Below are 14737 nucleotides of genomic sequence, written 5' to 3'. Positions count from 1 at the left end.
GGGTCCTCTTCTGCGTGGCTTGGTGGTCAGCCGGAGGACTCTGATGCGCGGCCGGACCCCAGGCTGCGTCGCGAGGCTGGAGACGTCGGGCAGACGGCGGTTCACTTCGTCGACCAGACGTGGTCGGCGTGACGCGATCGGCATCGGACGTTGCGAGGCCGCTTCGGCGATAACCCTCCGTGAAGACTGACGGATATTCAGGCCTCTACTGACGTATCGTCAGTTATTCAAGATCATCTTGCATGTGCGTTGCACAAGGTGCTGAAAAGCAACAGTGATCAGTGGAGGGCGTTGAAGGCAGGTATCGGCAGGTCAGCTGGCATGTTGAGGTGCCGTGCCCCTTGCCCCCAAGGGGCGCGACACCGTGCCGGTCAGATGTCGCGGAAGATCTCGATCTGAGCCCCGACCGAGTTGAGCCGTTCCGCCAGCTCCTCGTACCCCCGGTTGATCACGTACACATTGCGCAGTACGGACGTTCCCTCTGCCGCCATCATCGCCAGCAGCACCACCACCGCGGGCCGCAGTGCCGGCGGGCACATCATTTCTGCGGCGCGCCAGCGGGTCGGGCCCTCGACCAGGACCCGGTGCGGGTCCAGGAGTTGCAGTCGGCCGCCGAGCCGGTTGAGGTCCGTGAGGTAGATCGCGCGGTTGTCGTAGACCCAGTCGTGGATCAGGGTCTTGCCGTGCGCGGCGGCGGCGATCGCCGCGAAGAACGGCACGTTGTCGATGTTCAGTCCGGGGAAGGGCATGGGGTGGATCTTGTCGATGGGCGCCTCCAGCTTGGAGGGCCGGACCGTCAGGTCCACCAGCCGGGTGCGGCCGTTGTCGGCGGCGTACTCCGTCGTGCGGTCGCAGTCGACGCCCATCTCCTCCAGGACCGCGAGCTCGATCTCCAGGAACTCGATCGGGACCCGGCGGATCGTCAGCTCGGACTCCGTCACCACGGCGGCGGCCAGCAGGCTCATCGCCTCGACCGGGTCCTCGGAGGGGGAGTAGTCGACGTCCACGTCGATCTCCGGCACACCGTGCACGGTGAGGGTAGTCGTACCGACCCCGTCGACCTTCACGCCGAGCGCCTCCAGGAAGAAGCACAGGTCCTGGACCATGTAGTTGGAGGAGGCGTTACGGATGACGGTCGTGCCCTCGTGCCGGGCGGCGGCCAGGAGCGCGTTCTCGGTCACGGTGTCGCCGCGCTCGGTCAGCACGATGGGGCGGTCGGGCCTGACCTTGTGGTCGACCTGCGCGTGGTAGAGGCCGTCGGTTGCCGCGATGTCCAGGCCGAAGCGGCGCAGCGCGATCATGTGCGGCTCGATCGTCCGCGTACCGAGGTCGCAGCCGCCCGCGTACGGCAGCGTGAACCGGTCGGTGCGGTGCAGCAGCGGGCCGAGGAACATGATGATCGAACGGGTCCGGCGTGCGGCGTCCGCGTCGATGGCTTCCAGGTCGAGCTGAGCGGGCGGGAGGATCTCCAGGTCGACGCCGTCGTTGATCCAGCGGGTGCGCACACCGATGGAGTTGAGTACCTCCAGGAGTCGGAAGACCTCCTCGATGCGCGCCACCCGGCGCAGTACCGTGCGGCCCCTGTTGAGCAGCGAGGCGCAGAGCAGTGCGACGCAGGCGTTCTTGCTCGTCTTGACGTCGATGGAACCGGAGAGCCGGCGTCCGCCGACCACCCGCAGGTGCATGGGCCCGGCGTACCCGAGCGACACGATCTCGCTGTCGAGGGCTTCGCCGATGCGGGCGATCATCTCAAGGCTGATGTTCTGGTTGCCGCGCTCGATGCGGTTGACGGCACTCTGGCTGGTGGCGAGTGCCTCGGCAAGCTGCGTCTGTGTCCAGCCACGGTGCTGGCGGGCGTCACGGATGAGCTTGCCGATACGTGCGAGGTAGTCGTCTTCCATGGCTGCACGCTATCTCACATATGAGATGAAGATTGTGCGGGGGTGTGGGGTTGGAGTGGACGTCGGGTGCCGGACGGGTGCCCGAACGGTGCCGGACGGGTGCGCCGAAAGCCGCCGGACGGGTGCGCCGAATGTCCTCGGACGGGTGTGCGAAAGAACGCCGGACCGCAGGCGGACGCCCGTCTTCACGGTCGTTCGCGCCATACGGTCCGGCGCGCGGGGCTCGGCCGAACGGGTGAGCGGTCAGCCGTGGCGGCGACGCGTGGTCTTCCGCCAGCCGAAGGGGCCCGGCAGGTCCATCGACGTGGTGCGCCGGCCGGTGCTGCTGGTGGTGCGCTTCGGGCCGTGTCGGCCGCCGGTCGTGACGGACCACGATCGACGGTTGATGTTCAGCCGGACGCCCGGAAGGATCCGGAAGCTCTTGCGGAATGTGAGCGGCATCTGCGCCTCCTCTGTCAGGAGTACGGGTATCCCGAAGTCGCCCATCCATGCGCGGGATCGTGGGCGCGTCCGGTCGGGAGCGCCTCGCCGTGCCGCGGCGGCCTCGTGGTGGGGCCGAGGGTCAGCGCGGCCCCAGGGTGAACATGGCGACCAGGAACAGGGTCAGCAGTGCCCAGCCGAGCACGCCGATCTTCCGGCGCTGCGGGTTGCGTCCCTGGTGCCGTGTACTGGTCTCGTGCGGAGTGTCTCCCATGGCGGATCAGCCTACGGTCCGGCGTCCGGGCGGAGCCAGGTCCTGTCCCACCGCTCACGGGGCGCGGACGTAGCGACCCCCTTGTGGGCGAGCAGCCGTCCGGCTGTCGGTGCCGATGGCTTCCGGGCCTGTGACCGAGTACGTCAACCGGCCATCGAGCCGTTCGGTCGGCCGCGTCCGTGACCTTCTGGCGGACCGCTCCGTCCCTGTACTTCATCGGCAACAGACCTATGAGGCAAGCGTGTTGAGGACGATCCCTGGCGCAGACTCTGCTTGCGATCGACGAGAGCAGCCGCACACGGTCGGCCACGGGGAACATCATTCGTACTCCTGCCGGCAAGTACCGCGAGAGCCCCAGGGGCTGGAAGTCCTACGCCGTCGGGGTTGCGGTGGTCGCCGCGCTTCTCGCGTCCACTGCGTGCGAGCCGGACGCGGTCGACGTTTCGGACGAGGCCAAGCCCTCGGACCGGCCGAGCGCGACGAGCTGGGCGGATCCGGGTGGGACAGCCTCGCCGAAGCCGGGCGGCACTTCGGGCGACACCGGCGGGAACGGCGGCAGCGGCACCATCGCCACCTGTGCCGAAGACGGCCTCGCGGTCTCCGCCGTGAAGGAGCCCGCGGACAGCAAGGAGGCCAGCTCCTCATCACCGTCCAGAAGGCCGGCGGCGAGAAGTGCAACCTCTACCACCACCCCCACGTGAAGCTCGGCGCCGACGCCCAGACCATGGTCCCCGTGATCGAGGACAGCGATCCGGACCCGGGGGCGCCCGTCACCATCGCTCCGGGCGAGGAGGCCCACGCCGCTCTGCTCGTCAGCGGTCTGCTCCCTGGGGCCGTGTGAGCGCTGCTCCTGGCCGGTTGAGCGTTGTCGATCGAGGGGTCGCTGCGACTCTTCCAGGCAGGTGACACATGGGTGCGATGGTTGGTGCCCGGGGTGCTGTCGGTGGTTCGGCTCCGGCAGTTGAGGGCTCACCCGCCTCCGTCAGGTCTGCGAGCACGGGGCGGAGGCGGGTAGCGAGTGGCTGCTCCGCAGATTCCGGGCGTGTCTCACCGCTACACGCCTGGCGCCCGGTACTGGACTCGCTCGGCCCTGCGCAGGGCATCGATCGTGTCATCGACGGTCAGGAGAACGGTCGTCTCGAACGAGTCGAGCGCGCCGCCTCCACTGATCGCCAGGGCGACTGCGGCCATGGACACGTTGTCCGGAGCTTCCCACAGGTTGTAGCCGTCGTGCGCGCCAAAGGCGTACCAGAAGCCATGGAGCTTCCCGCCGACGGACTCGATGTATGCCTGAGCGGCCTTTGCGCGGTCCTCGGGGTGGCCGATCAGTCTCGCCCAGGTTTCCGGTGTGTAGCTGAATCTCGAGAGATAGAGCGGCATGGTGTCTCTCTTTCGTTCATCAGGGGATGCCCCCGCTGAGCGGAGAAAGCGCCGGAGCGGCCCGCGCGTCCCCCGAACAGCCGGGGACGATGACCGGCGTGGCCCACGGTCGAGGGGCGAGTGGGCAGCCAGGCGGCACGCAGGGGGCTCAGGGCTTTGGGTAGGAGCTGCGATGGGCGGGAGATCGGGGCCCGTGGCTCGCACCATGGTTCACGTACGCAGTCGCCCCGGATCATCGCTGAGCTGGCTGCCCTCCTCCACGGGGACATCACCGGAACCCGGTGGCCTCGGTAGGTGCCGACCTGCCGCGTGCACCCGCCCTCTTCGAGTAATGGGTCCTCGGCGCGATCGGCCTCCACCGAAGGCTGACGGCGGCGCTCATGGAAAGCTGTTGGCATGGATATGTTCACGGCCCGGCTGGACAGCGCTTGGGCGTGGTGGTCTGCCGCCATCGAGGAATCGCAGGAGGGGCACTGGGTCCGTGATGGCCTGGAACGGCTGGTGATGGCGGACATCGAGGCTGCCACCAACGCCCTGCATGGCGGCCGACCGGCGCCGTTCACCGAGGACTCGTGGCACGTGCGTATCGGGCGGATCGCCAACTGGGCCGGTGTGCTCCGGCTGGCCGCCCGGGCAGGCGGGTGGGAACTCCAACCCGTCGTCGGGCACAGCCCGACACACCCTGCGGGCATGGCCGAGCTGCTGTCCGGCATTTATGCGGTCGGCGAGCAGGGAGAGATCTGGATGAAGCAGCTCCTGAAGGGTGAGCTGCCACCAGCGGACGAGATCGCGAAGGCCGAGGGCTTCCTCACGGGGCCAGGATCCATCGAGGACCTTGAACTGTTCTTCTACGACTGAGAAGTCGCCTCTCCTTCGTCAGCGCCGCATCCGGACAAGGCGGCGAGGTGCAGTGCGCCTTGGTAGGCGAGGGCGAGCTTGTCTGTTCGCATGCCCCGGGCCGCGCCACTGCTTGAGCCGTTCGATGCATCGCTCGACAGAGTTGTGCTGCCTATGGGCGTGGGCATCGAAACAGGGCGGGCGACCTCCCGCGCGGCCTCGCCGCAAGCGGTGTTCGACCTGGTCGGCGGGCTGCGGAGGTACGGCACGGATGCCGCGTCGGCGGAGATGTCTGCGGATCGCGCGAGAGGAGTACGCGCGATCCGCGAGGGCGGCCCGCCGGTCGGGTTCCCGGCCGCCCATGCCCTTGCGCGGAACTCGCAGCCTTGCGATGACCGCCTCGACGGCCGGTGCGTCACCGGCCTGATCTGCAGTGACATGAAGGGCCAAGGGCCGTGCACGGCTGTCGCCGGCCAGGTGAACCGTCGTGCTCAGGCCACCGCGGGAGCGTCCGAGCGCATGGTCGGCGGGCTCGCCCCTGCCGGGCGGCCCCTGCTCAGTGCTCCGGAAGCGTGCCGGTGAGCCCGGCACATGGTGGAGTCCACCGAGACGGTCCGGCCCACCTCGTCGGCGGCGTCCCCGGTCCGGCACCCTCGACCGGTGCGCGACGGGCCCTTGTTCCCGGTCACGTCCAGTTCGGCAGGTCCGTGCCCCACTGGGTCGGCGCACGGTTCCAGTTCGCCGGGGCGCCGTCGTAGTGCACCGGGGGAAGGGGATGGCGCAGCAGACCGTAGGGCGATGCGGTCTCGGTGAGCCAGGACCCGGGGTCGTAGCTGTCGGCTTCGCCGTGTGCGGGGGCGGGGCGGATGTCGTGCAGCAGCCAGGAGGCCGTGCCTGCCAGGGAGAGGCGAAGATGACGGCCGCCCCCTGTGGCGTGGCGATCGCTCAGGGCACGCAGGACGGCGGCGGAGAGCAGGTAACCGGTTGCGTGGTCCAGGGCCTGCGCGGGCAGTACACCGGGGCGGCCGTCGGCCGTGGCCTCGATCGCGGCGATCCCGGTACCGGCTTGGACGAGGCTGTCGAAGCCGCGGCGCTCGGCCCAGGGGCCGGACCAGCCCCAGGCGCACAGTTGGGCGACGACCAGGCCGGGATGCCTGGCCAGGAGCGCGTCGGGGGCCAGCCCGTGCCGGTCCAGGGCGCCGGGGCGGTAGCCGGTGACCACGACGTCCGCCTGGCTGAGAAGTTCCTCGAAGGCGTGCCGGTCGCCGGGGCCGGCGAGGTCCAGGAGCGTGGAGCGTTTGCCCATGCCGGTGTCGGCGTGGGCATCAGCGTCCTCGGGGAGCCGGGGGGTGTCCACGCGCAGTACGTCGGCGCCCAGCAGGGCCAGTGTGCGGGTGGCGACGGGGCCGGCGATGACGCGGGTCAGGTCCAGGACCCGCACTCCTTGCGCCGGCACGGATGCGGGCGCCGGCAGTCGGGGGCTGCTCCTTCCCACGCGCCGCGTCTCGACCAGGGCGGGACCGGCCGCAGCGGGCGCGGAAGCCACAGCCACGGCCAGTCCGCCTGCGGCGTAGACGGTCTCCTGGATCTCGCGGGCCGGACGTGATGCCAGCTCCTTCGAGAGCACGCCCACCAGTGCCTGGTCCTGTCCCGTATCCGCGATGCCCAGTGCACCGAGCAGCCGGGCGCGGTGGTGCGGGTAGTTGGCGTGGGTGCGCACCCATCCGTCGGCCGCCTGCCAGAACCCGGACAGCGGGGCGAAGGATGTCGGGGTCCGGCCGTCGATCCGCAAGTGGCGTTCACTGACGAACGCGGTGGCCACGGCCGCCTCGCTCACCCGCACCGCGGGCACCGGCGCGCGGTTGCGCAGCGCCAGTAGTTCCGCCGCCGCCAGCGAAGACACTGCCACGGCGGCCCGTGCCAGTTCCCTCACCGGCAGACGGGACGGCAGGACAGCGCCCGCCCCCTCGAATGACACGCTCTGAACGAGTGCGTGCCGACCCCCCAGGGCCGCCCAGGCGTGTGCGGTGGCCGCATCCTCCGTGTACGTCATCCGCTCATTGTGCGACACCGTCAGGAGTGCCCCGCCGAGGGGGGCCTCGGCCCGCTGACCTGCGCAATCAGTCGTCGGATTCGTCGAACCCTGACAGATCTCATGGAACTCCGACGGCTGATCGCCGGGTCGGGCCGATGAGTTTGAGGAGGTGGCGGGGTCGGCATGAATGGGAAGCGGCCGCGGACAAGGGAGAGCCGGGATGGGCAGGGCAGTCATGGATGCGGTCCCGCCGGACGGTTTCATCGCCGAAGAGCTGAGTGCCGGCCCCTGTCGCGACTGCGGGAAGACAAGGACGGAGCGTCGCTTCCGATGAACCGGCAAAAGTTCGCCGACATAGGTGAAGGTTCGACGGGACGGGACAAGGACGCCCGGGCATGACCGCGCGGCGGCGATGTACTAGAGTTATCTCGACATCGAGATATCTGCCGAGGCGCACCGCAGTCGCCGCCGGTAAGGGTTACCTAACTAATCCTTACCTTAGCGGATGGTGGGGGCCGTAGGCGGCGCCGGCCGCACATGAGGCGCGGCGCGGTTGAACGCGCACATTGAAGAAGGAGACTGTCGTGTCGGCGAACAGCTTCGACGCCCGCAGCACGCTGCGCGTGGGCGACGAGTCGTACGAGATCTTCAAGCTGGACAAGGTCGAGGGCTCCGCGCGCCTCCCTTACAGCCTGAAGGTGCTGCTGGAGAACCTGCTCCGCACCGAGGACGGCGCGAACATCACCGCCGACCACATCCGGGCGCTCGGCGGATGGGACTCGCAGGCCCAGCCCAGCCAGGAGATCCAGTTCACGCCGGCCCGCGTGATCATGCAGGACTTCACCGGAGTTCCGTGTGTCGTGGACCTCGCGACCATGCGTGAGGCCGTGAAGGAGCTCGGCGGCGACCCTGCGAAGATCAACCCGCTGGCCCCGGCCGAGCTGGTCATCGACCACTCCGTCATCGCCGACAAGTTCGGCACCAACGACGCGTTCGCACAGAACGTCGAGCTGGAGTACGGCCGCAACAAGGAGCGCTACCAGTTCCTGCGCTGGGGCCAGACCGCCTTCGACGAGTTCAAGGTCGTCCCCCCGGGCACCGGCATCGTCCACCAGGTCAACATCGAGCACCTGGCCCGCACGGTCATGGTCCGCGGTGGCCAGGCGTACCCCGACACCCTCGTCGGAACCGACTCGCACACCACCATGGTCAACGGCCTCGGTGTGCTGGGCTGGGGCGTCGGCGGCATCGAGGCAGAGGCTGCGATGCTCGGCCAGCCGGTCTCCATGCTCATCCCGCGCGTCGTCGGCTTCAAGCTGACCGGCGAGCTCCCGGCCGGCACCACCGCCACCGACCTCGTGCTGACCATCACCGAGATGCTCCGCAAGCACGGCGTCGTCGGCAAGTTCGTCGAGTTCTACGGTGAGGGCGTCGCCGCCACCTCCCTCGCGAACCGCGCCACCATCGGCAACATGTCGCCGGAGTTCGGCTCCACCGCCGCGATCTTCCCGATCGACGACGAGACACTGAAGTACCTGCGCCTGACCGGCCGCGACGCGCAGCAGGTCGCGCTCGTCGAGGCGTACGCCAAGGAGCAGGGCCTCTGGCTGGACCCGGCTGCCGAGCCGGACTTCTCCGAGAAGCTGGAGCTCGACCTCTCCACGGTCGTCCCCTCCATCGCCGGCCCGAAGCGCCCGCAGGACCGCATCATCCTCGCGAACGCCAAGGCGCAGTTCGCCCAGGACGTACGCAACTACGTCGCGGACGACGAGGAGGCGGGCAAGGAGTCCTTCCCGGCCTCCGACTCCCCGGCCACCACCAACGGCGTCCCGTCGAACCCGGTCACGGTCACGGCCCCCGACGGCACGACGTACGAGCTCGACCACGGCGCCGTCACCGTCGCCGCGATCACCTCCTGCACCAACACCTCGAACCCGTACGTCATGGTCGCCGCGGCGCTCGTGGCGAAGAAGGCGGTCGAGAAGGGCCTGACCCGCAAGCCGTGGGTCAAGACCACCCTCGCCCCGGGCTCCAAGGTCGTCACCGACTACTTCGACAAGGCGGGCCTGACCCCGTACCTCGACAAGGTCGGCTTCAACCTCGTCGGCTACGGCTGCACCACCTGCATCGGCAACTCCGGCCCGCTGCCGGAAGAGGTCTCCAAGGCGGTCAACGAGCACGACCTGGCCGTCACCTCGGTGCTCTCCGGCAACCGTAACTTCGAGGGCCGGATCAACCCCGACGTCAAGATGAACTACCTGGCGTCCCCGCCGCTGGTCGTCGCGTACGCCCTCGCCGGTTCGATGAAGGTCGACATCACCAAGGACGCGCTCGGCGTCGACCAGGACGGCAAGCCCGTCTACCTCCAGGACATCTGGCCCTCCGAGGCCGAGGTGAACGACGTCGTCGCCAACTCCATCGGCGAGGACATGTTCAACAAGTCCTACCAGGACGTCTTCGCGGGCGACGCCCAGTGGCAGGCGCTGTCGATTCCCACCGGCAACACCTTCGAGTGGGACTCCGAGTCCACCTACGTGCGCAAGCCCCCGTACTTCGAGGGCATGACGATGGAGACGACCCCGGTCGAGGACATCACCGGCGCCCGTGTCCTGGCCAAGCTCGGCGACTCGGTCACCACCGACCACATCTCCCCGGCCGGTGCGATCAAGGCCGACACCCCGGCCGGCAAGTACCTCACGGAGCACGGCATCGAGCGCCGCGACTTCAACTCCTACGGCTCGCGCCGTGGTAACCACGAGGTCATGATCCGCGGCACGTTCGCCAACATCCGCCTGCGCAACCAGATCGCGCCGGGCACCGAGGGCGGCTTCACCCGCGACTTCACGCAGGCTGCTGCTGCTGGCGATGCCCCCGTGTCGTTCATCTACGACGCCTCGCAGAACTACCAGGCCGCGGGCACCCCGCTCGCGATCCTGGCGGGCAAGGAGTACGGCTCCGGCTCGTCCCGCGACTGGGCCGCCAAGGGCACCGCGCTCCTCGGCGTCAAGGCCGTCATCGCCGAGTCCTACGAGCGCATCCACCGCTCGAACCTCATCGGCATGGGCGTCCTCCCGCTCCAGTTCCCGGAGGGCCACACCGCGGAGTCCCTCGGCCTGACCGGCGAGGAGAGCTTCTCCTTCACCGGTGTGACCGAGCTGAACAACGGCACCACGCCGCGCACGGTCAAGGTCACCACCGACACCGGTGTGGAGTTCGACGGCGTCGTCCGCATCGACACCCCCGGCGAGGCGGACTACTACCGCAACGGCGGCATCCTGCAGTACGTGCTCCGCAGCCTGATCCGCAAGTAAGGGCTCCGGAAACCGGTGAGGGCCGCACCCCCGGGGTGCGGCCCTTCGCCGTTAGGCTCACGAACCTGATGAAGAACAACCTGACCTCGCCGGCGGCCAAGGCCGGACACGAGTCCGTGCGGCGCCACAACCTCAGTCTCGTGCTCCGGACCGTACGCACGGAGGGCGAGGTCACCCGGGCCCGGGTGGCGAGCCTCGTCGGGCTCACCAGGGCCGCTGTCTCCTCGCTCGTCGAGGAACTGCTCGCACTGGACTGCCTGAGCGAGTCCGGGAAGACCTCCAGCGGGGCAGCCGGGCGCCCCGGCACCGTACTGAAGCTGTCCCGGACCGGTCCGGCGGGCCTCGGCGTGGAGATCAACATCGACTACGTGTCGGTGTGCGCCGTCGACCTCACCGGCACCGACCGGGTCCGCGTCACCGAGCACACCGATCACCGGGGCGTCCCGGCCGCCGACGTGCTCGCGCACGCGGCCCGGCTCACCAACCGGGTCATCGGCTCCACCCGCGAGCAGGAACTGCGCGTCGTCGGCGTCGAGCTGGCCCTGCCCGGCCTCGTCTCCGGCGGCGTGGTCCGCCAGGCTCCGAACCTGGGCTGGAACAGGGTCGCGGCCGAGGGCATCTTCGGGCAGGCACTCAGCACGCTGCGCCCCGCCGGGCGGGCCCTGGCGGTCGGCTCCGACAACGAGGCCAACCTCGCGGCCCTGGCCGAGCTCTGGTTCGGCGGGCTCGGCGGCGTACGCACCTTCCTCTATCTCACCGGTGAGATCGGCGTCGGCGGCGCGCTCGTGCTGAACGGCGAGATGCTGCGCGGCGCCCACGGGTTCGCGGGCGAGATCGGGCACGTGGTCGTCGATCCGCAGGGCCCGCTCTGCCGCTGCGGCGCGCGGGGCTGTCTGGAGCAGTACGCGGGCCGGGCGGCTCTGCTGGAGGCGGCCGGGATCGACCCGGACACGGGGATCCGGGGGATCGGTGAACTGGAGCAGCGGGCCGCGGCCGGGGAGGCACGGGCTGTGGAGGCGCTGCGGACAGCGGGGGACCGGATGGGTGTGGTGCTGGCCGGCGCGGTCAACCTCTTCGACCCGGAGGCGGTCGTCCTCGGCGGGATCTACCGGAACCTGATGCCATGGCTGGAGGAGTCCGCGGACGCCCAGCTCACCGCGCGGGTGGTGTCGGGGCGGTGGCACGAGGAAGGCAGCCGGCTGCGGGCCTCGTCGGTCTCCGGTGACGCGGCGCGGGGCGCGGCGGCCCGGGTGGTGCACGACGTGCTGGCGAACCCGGCGGCGTACGCGGTGCGATGACCGCGCACGCCCCCGGGGCCGATGATCAGGCCTTGTGCGCCGCGATCAGCTGCTGATACCAGCGGTAGCTGTCCTTCGGGGTGCGCTCCAGGGTGTCGTAGTCGACCCGGATGATCCCGAACCGCTTCGCAAAGCCGAGCGCCCACTCGAAGTTGTCCAGCAACGACCAGACGTAGTAGCCCTGTACGTCGACACCGGCGTCCATGGCCGCCCGCAGCGCGGTCAGGTGGTCGTGCAGGTACTCCACCCGGTCCGCGTCGTGGACGGAACCGTCCGCCTCGACGCTGTCGAACTCCGCCGAGCCGTTCTCCGTGATGTGCACCGGCGGCAGCGCGTCACCGTACGTCTGCTTCAGCACGGTCAGCAGATCGGTGAAGGACTCAGGGACGACCGGCCAGTTCATCGCCGTCCTGCGGACGTCCGGATAGCTTCCCTCCGCGTACCGGTTGTCCGTGGCCACGCGCAGCGCCGGGTCCGCCTCGCGGTGCGGGGCCGCGGCGATCACGATCGGCCGGTAGTAGTTGATGCCCAGGAAGTCCATCGGCTGCGCGATCAGCTCCAGGTCGCCCTCGCGGCGGAAGTCCTGACCGGTGATCAGTTCGCCCCAGGTCTCCTCCTCGGTGGCCGGGTAACGGCCCGCGAGGAGCGGTTCGGTCCACACCAGGTTGTGCTGGGTGTCCGCCCGGACGACTGCCGCGAGGTCGGCGTTCGACTCGGTGGACGGGACGTTGCGGTCCAGGTTGAGCGTGATGCCCGCCTCGCGGACCCCCGCCGCACGCAGCGCGGTCATCGCGTGGCCGTGGCCGACCAGCAGGTGGTGGGCGGCGGCGAGCGCCCCGCGCCCCTCCTGCGCGCCCGGCGCGTGCCGGCCCACCGAGTAGCCGAGGAAGGCGCTGCACCACGGCTCGTTGAGGGTGATCCAGCGCGGCACCCGGTCGCCCAGGTGCTCGGCCATGATCGCGGTGTACTCGCCGAACCGCTCGGCCGTCTCCCGTACCCGCCAGCCGCCCCGGTCCTCCAGGGCCTGGGGGAGGTCCCAGTGGTAGAGGGTGGCGGCCGGCTCGATGCCCGCCTCCAGGAGCGAGTCCACGAGCCGGGAGTAGAAGTCCAGCCCCTTGGGGTTCACCGTGCCGCTGCCCTCGGCCTGGATGCGGGACCAGGCGATCGAGAAGCGGTAGGAATCGACGCCCAGCTCGCGCAGCAGCGTGACGTCCTGCGGGTAGCGGTGGTAGTGGTCGCAGGCCACATCGCCCGTGTCGCCGCCGTCCGTCCGGCCCGGGGTATGGCTGTAGGTGTCCCAGATGGACGGGCCGCGGCCGTCCTCCCGTACGGCGCCTTCGATCTGGTACGAGGCCGTGGCCGCACCGAAGACGAAACCGGGCGGGAAGACCGGGAAGTCACTCATGGAAACCCTTACTTGACCGAGCCGCCGGTGATTCCGGCGGCGATGTACTTCTGGGACAGGACGAGGAGGACCGCCGCCGGCACCGCGGAGAGCACGGACGAGGCCATGACCGAGCCCCAGTCGCCGACATGGGCCCCGATGTACTGGTAGATACCGAGCGTGATCGGCTTGACGTCGTCCGTCGTGTTCAGCGTCAGCGCGAACATGAAGTCGCTCCACGCGTACAGGAACGAGAACAGCCCGGCAGTGATCAGGGAGTTGCGGCTCATGGGCAGGACGACCCGGACGAACGTACGGATGCGGCCCGCGCCGTCGACCTCGGCGGCCTCGATGACCTCGCGGGGGATGGACACCATGAACGAGCGCATCAGAACGATCGCGAACGGGATGCCCAGCGAGGCGTCCGCCAGCATCAGCCCGAAGTAGGAGTTGACCAGGCCGAGGTCCACGTACGCGCTGTACAGGGCGTTGGCGATGACGATGCCCGGCACCATCTGCGTGATGAGCGTGCCGAAGACGATCGTCCTGCTGCCGCGCAGCTCGAACCGGGAGAGCCCGTACGCGGCGGGCGCCGAGATCGCCAGACAGATGGCCACGGCGCCGAGCGCGACGGCCAGCGAGGTGAGCAGGTTGGCGCCCTGGTCGGTGAGGGCCGAGGCGAAGCCGGAGAGGTCCACGCCTGTCGGGACCGGGGCGACGTCGACAAGACCGGCGTCCGGCTGCAGCGCGGTGTTGATCATCCAGTACAGCGGGAACAGCATGACGCCGAGGACGACGACGCCGAACAGGGTCGCACCCCAGCGGCGCTTCGGCCGACGGGCGGCGGGAGCCGGGGAGGCGGGGTTCCGGTTGAGGGGCGCCATGCCGTTCACTTCCCCTCGTTGCGGTTGGCCCGCAGATAGAACAGCGCGAAGAGGGCGGAGATCAGGATCAGGATGTTGCCGACCACGGCACCGGCACCGAAGTCCATCCGGACGAAGGAGTTCTGGTACGTGAGCGTGCCGAGCGTCTGGGTGGAGTCGGCGGGGCCGCCGTCGGTGAGGGCGAGGACCAGGTCGAGGATCTTGACCGTCGACATGAAGCCGAGTACCAGCACCACGGTGATGACGGGCCTGAGCGTCGGCAGCGTGACCGAGCGGAACGTACGCCAGGCGGAAGCACCGTCGAGCGAGGCGGCCTCGTGCAGCTCCTTGGGGACCTCCTGGAGGCCGCCGTAGAGGATCACCATGTTGAACGGGATACCGATCCAGATGTTCACCAGGATCACCGAGATCAGCGCCATGCCGGTGCTGGTCAGCCAGGGGGTGTCACCGCTGAAGCCGAGGGTGCCCAGGAACGAGTTGAGGACACCGGTGTCCTGGTCGAAGATGCGCCGCCAGACGATGCCGGAGACGACCATGGGGACCAGCCACGGCAGCAGGATCAGCGAGCGCAGGATCCCGTTGAGCGGGAAGCGGCGGCTGAAGAAGACCGCGAGGCCCAGACCGATGCAGAACTGGCCGACGAGCGATCCGACGGTGAAGAGGATCGTCTGCCACAGAGCCTTGCCGAACAGCCCGTCGTTGAAGACGTTGCTCCAGTTGTCCGTGCCGTTGAACGGCGCTTCGCCGGTGAAGAACGTGGACGGCGAGTAGTCCTGGAAGCTCATCACGATGTTGCGGACGAGCGGGTAGCCGAAGAACAGCGCCATGAACATCACGGCGGGGGCGATGAACCCCCACTGGGCGAGCTGCCTGCGGCGCACCGCGCGCCGCGGGCTCACGGACTCCTCGGCGGCAGCGACAGCGGCAGGTGCAGCGGCACCGGCGGCGCCTGCGGCCGTCGGACCGGCCGGCTGCTCGGCGGCGGAGGCCCTGGTGGATGACATGGTGCGTAA

At 69.4% G+C, this 14737-nt stretch carries 13 protein-coding genes and 1 pseudogene; 4 read left to right on the top strand and 10 right to left on the bottom strand.

The window, feature by feature from the left end:
• Window positions 1–371: 371 nt before the first annotated feature.
• The 4 genes from ACFWBQ_RS08085 to ACFWBQ_RS08070 all read right to left on the bottom strand — a co-directional run bounded on the left by ACFWBQ_RS08085 (window position 372) and on the right by ACFWBQ_RS08070 (window position 3286).
• Window positions 372–1901: a helix-turn-helix domain-containing protein gene (locus tag ACFWBQ_RS08085; protein WP_385485347.1), complete on the bottom strand. Its 1530-nt coding sequence runs from the start codon at window positions 1899–1901 to the stop codon at window positions 372–374.
• 243 nt (window positions 1902–2144) lie between these two features.
• Window positions 2145–2342 carry a DUF4236 domain-containing protein gene (locus ACFWBQ_RS08080; protein WP_385485345.1) on the bottom strand — a complete coding sequence of 66 codons (198 nt, stop codon included), beginning with the start codon at window positions 2340–2342 and terminating at the stop codon, window positions 2145–2147.
• Between the two features lie 121 nt (window positions 2343–2463).
• Window positions 2464–2595 carry a hypothetical protein gene (locus ACFWBQ_RS08075; RefSeq protein WP_385485343.1) on the bottom strand — a complete coding sequence of 44 codons (132 nt, stop codon included), beginning with the start codon at window positions 2593–2595 and terminating at the stop codon, window positions 2464–2466.
• 370 nt (window positions 2596–2965) lie between these two features.
• A complete protein-coding gene (locus tag ACFWBQ_RS08070) occupies window positions 2966–3286 on the bottom strand; it encodes a hypothetical protein (protein WP_385485760.1) in 321 nt (106 codons plus the stop codon).
• On the opposite strand from ACFWBQ_RS08070, the gene ACFWBQ_RS08065 reads away from it, so the two are divergent.
• Window positions 3170–3436, top strand: coding sequence for a DUF4232 domain-containing protein (locus tag ACFWBQ_RS08065; protein WP_385485750.1), 267 nt, complete (start codon window positions 3170–3172; stop codon window positions 3434–3436). The genes ACFWBQ_RS08070 and ACFWBQ_RS08065 overlap by 117 nt on opposite strands.
• Before the next feature lie 212 nt (window positions 3437–3648).
• Here ACFWBQ_RS08065 and ACFWBQ_RS08060 read toward each other — a convergent pair whose 3' ends face one another.
• Window positions 3649–3975: a GYD domain-containing protein gene (locus ACFWBQ_RS08060; RefSeq protein WP_385485341.1), complete on the bottom strand. Its 327-nt coding sequence runs from the start codon at window positions 3973–3975 to the stop codon at window positions 3649–3651.
• A 396-nt stretch (window positions 3976–4371) separates the two neighbouring features.
• On the opposite strand from ACFWBQ_RS08060, the gene ACFWBQ_RS08055 reads away from it, so the two are divergent.
• Window positions 4372–4833, top strand: a complete 462-nt coding sequence (locus ACFWBQ_RS08055; RefSeq protein WP_385485339.1) for a hypothetical protein — start codon at window positions 4372–4374, stop codon at window positions 4831–4833.
• Here ACFWBQ_RS08055 and ACFWBQ_RS08050 read toward each other — a convergent pair.
• Both ACFWBQ_RS08050 and ACFWBQ_RS08045 read right to left on the bottom strand, forming a co-directional pair.
• Window positions 4824–5450: pseudogene (locus tag ACFWBQ_RS08050) on the bottom strand (IS5 family transposase); the annotation flags it as partial. The gene ACFWBQ_RS08055 and the pseudogene ACFWBQ_RS08050 overlap by 10 nt on opposite strands.
• A gap of 47 nt (window positions 5451–5497) precedes the next feature.
• Window positions 5498–6715 (bottom strand): CoA transferase, encoded by a 1218-nt coding sequence (locus ACFWBQ_RS08045; RefSeq protein ID WP_385485748.1) that lies wholly within the window; start codon window positions 6713–6715, stop codon window positions 5498–5500.
• Window positions 6716–7431: 716 nt separating this feature from the next.
• On the opposite strand from ACFWBQ_RS08045, the gene acnA reads away from it, so the two are divergent.
• On the top strand, window positions 7432–10158 hold the full coding sequence (acnA, locus tag ACFWBQ_RS08040; RefSeq protein ID WP_385485337.1) for an aconitate hydratase AcnA: 2727 nt from the start codon (window positions 7432–7434) through the stop codon (window positions 10156–10158).
• Window positions 10159–10226: 68 nt separating this feature from the next.
• Window positions 10227–11456 carry an ROK family protein gene (locus ACFWBQ_RS08035; protein ID WP_385485335.1) on the top strand — a complete coding sequence of 410 codons (1230 nt, stop codon included), beginning with the start codon at window positions 10227–10229 and terminating at the stop codon, window positions 11454–11456.
• A 25-nt stretch (window positions 11457–11481) separates the two neighbouring features.
• Here ACFWBQ_RS08035 and ACFWBQ_RS08030 read toward each other — a convergent pair whose 3' ends face one another.
• From ACFWBQ_RS08030 to ACFWBQ_RS08020, 3 genes are read right to left on the bottom strand one after another with little or no spacing between them, the layout of a single operon-like run.
• The gene (locus ACFWBQ_RS08030) at window positions 11482–12861 is read right to left on the bottom strand and encodes a GH1 family beta-glucosidase (RefSeq protein ID WP_385485333.1); all 1380 of its coding nucleotides are present in this window, start codon (window positions 12859–12861) and stop codon (window positions 11482–11484) included.
• Between the two features lie 8 nt (window positions 12862–12869).
• Entirely contained in the window at window positions 12870–13724 is an 855-nt protein-coding gene (locus tag ACFWBQ_RS08025; protein WP_385485331.1) for a carbohydrate ABC transporter permease, read from the bottom strand.
• Window positions 13725–13729: 5 nt separating this feature from the next.
• Window positions 13730–14728, bottom strand: a complete 999-nt coding sequence (locus ACFWBQ_RS08020) for a carbohydrate ABC transporter permease (protein ID WP_385485329.1) — start codon at window positions 14726–14728, stop codon at window positions 13730–13732.
• Window positions 14729–14737 lie beyond the last annotated feature (9 nt).

Origin of the sequence: Streptomyces sp. NPDC060035, from assembly GCF_042736635.1 — a bacterium.
In the GTDB taxonomy this organism is placed as follows: Bacteria; Actinomycetota; Actinomycetes; order Streptomycetales; family Streptomycetaceae; genus Streptomyces.
This window is presented reverse-complemented; position numbering and strand designations above follow the sequence as displayed.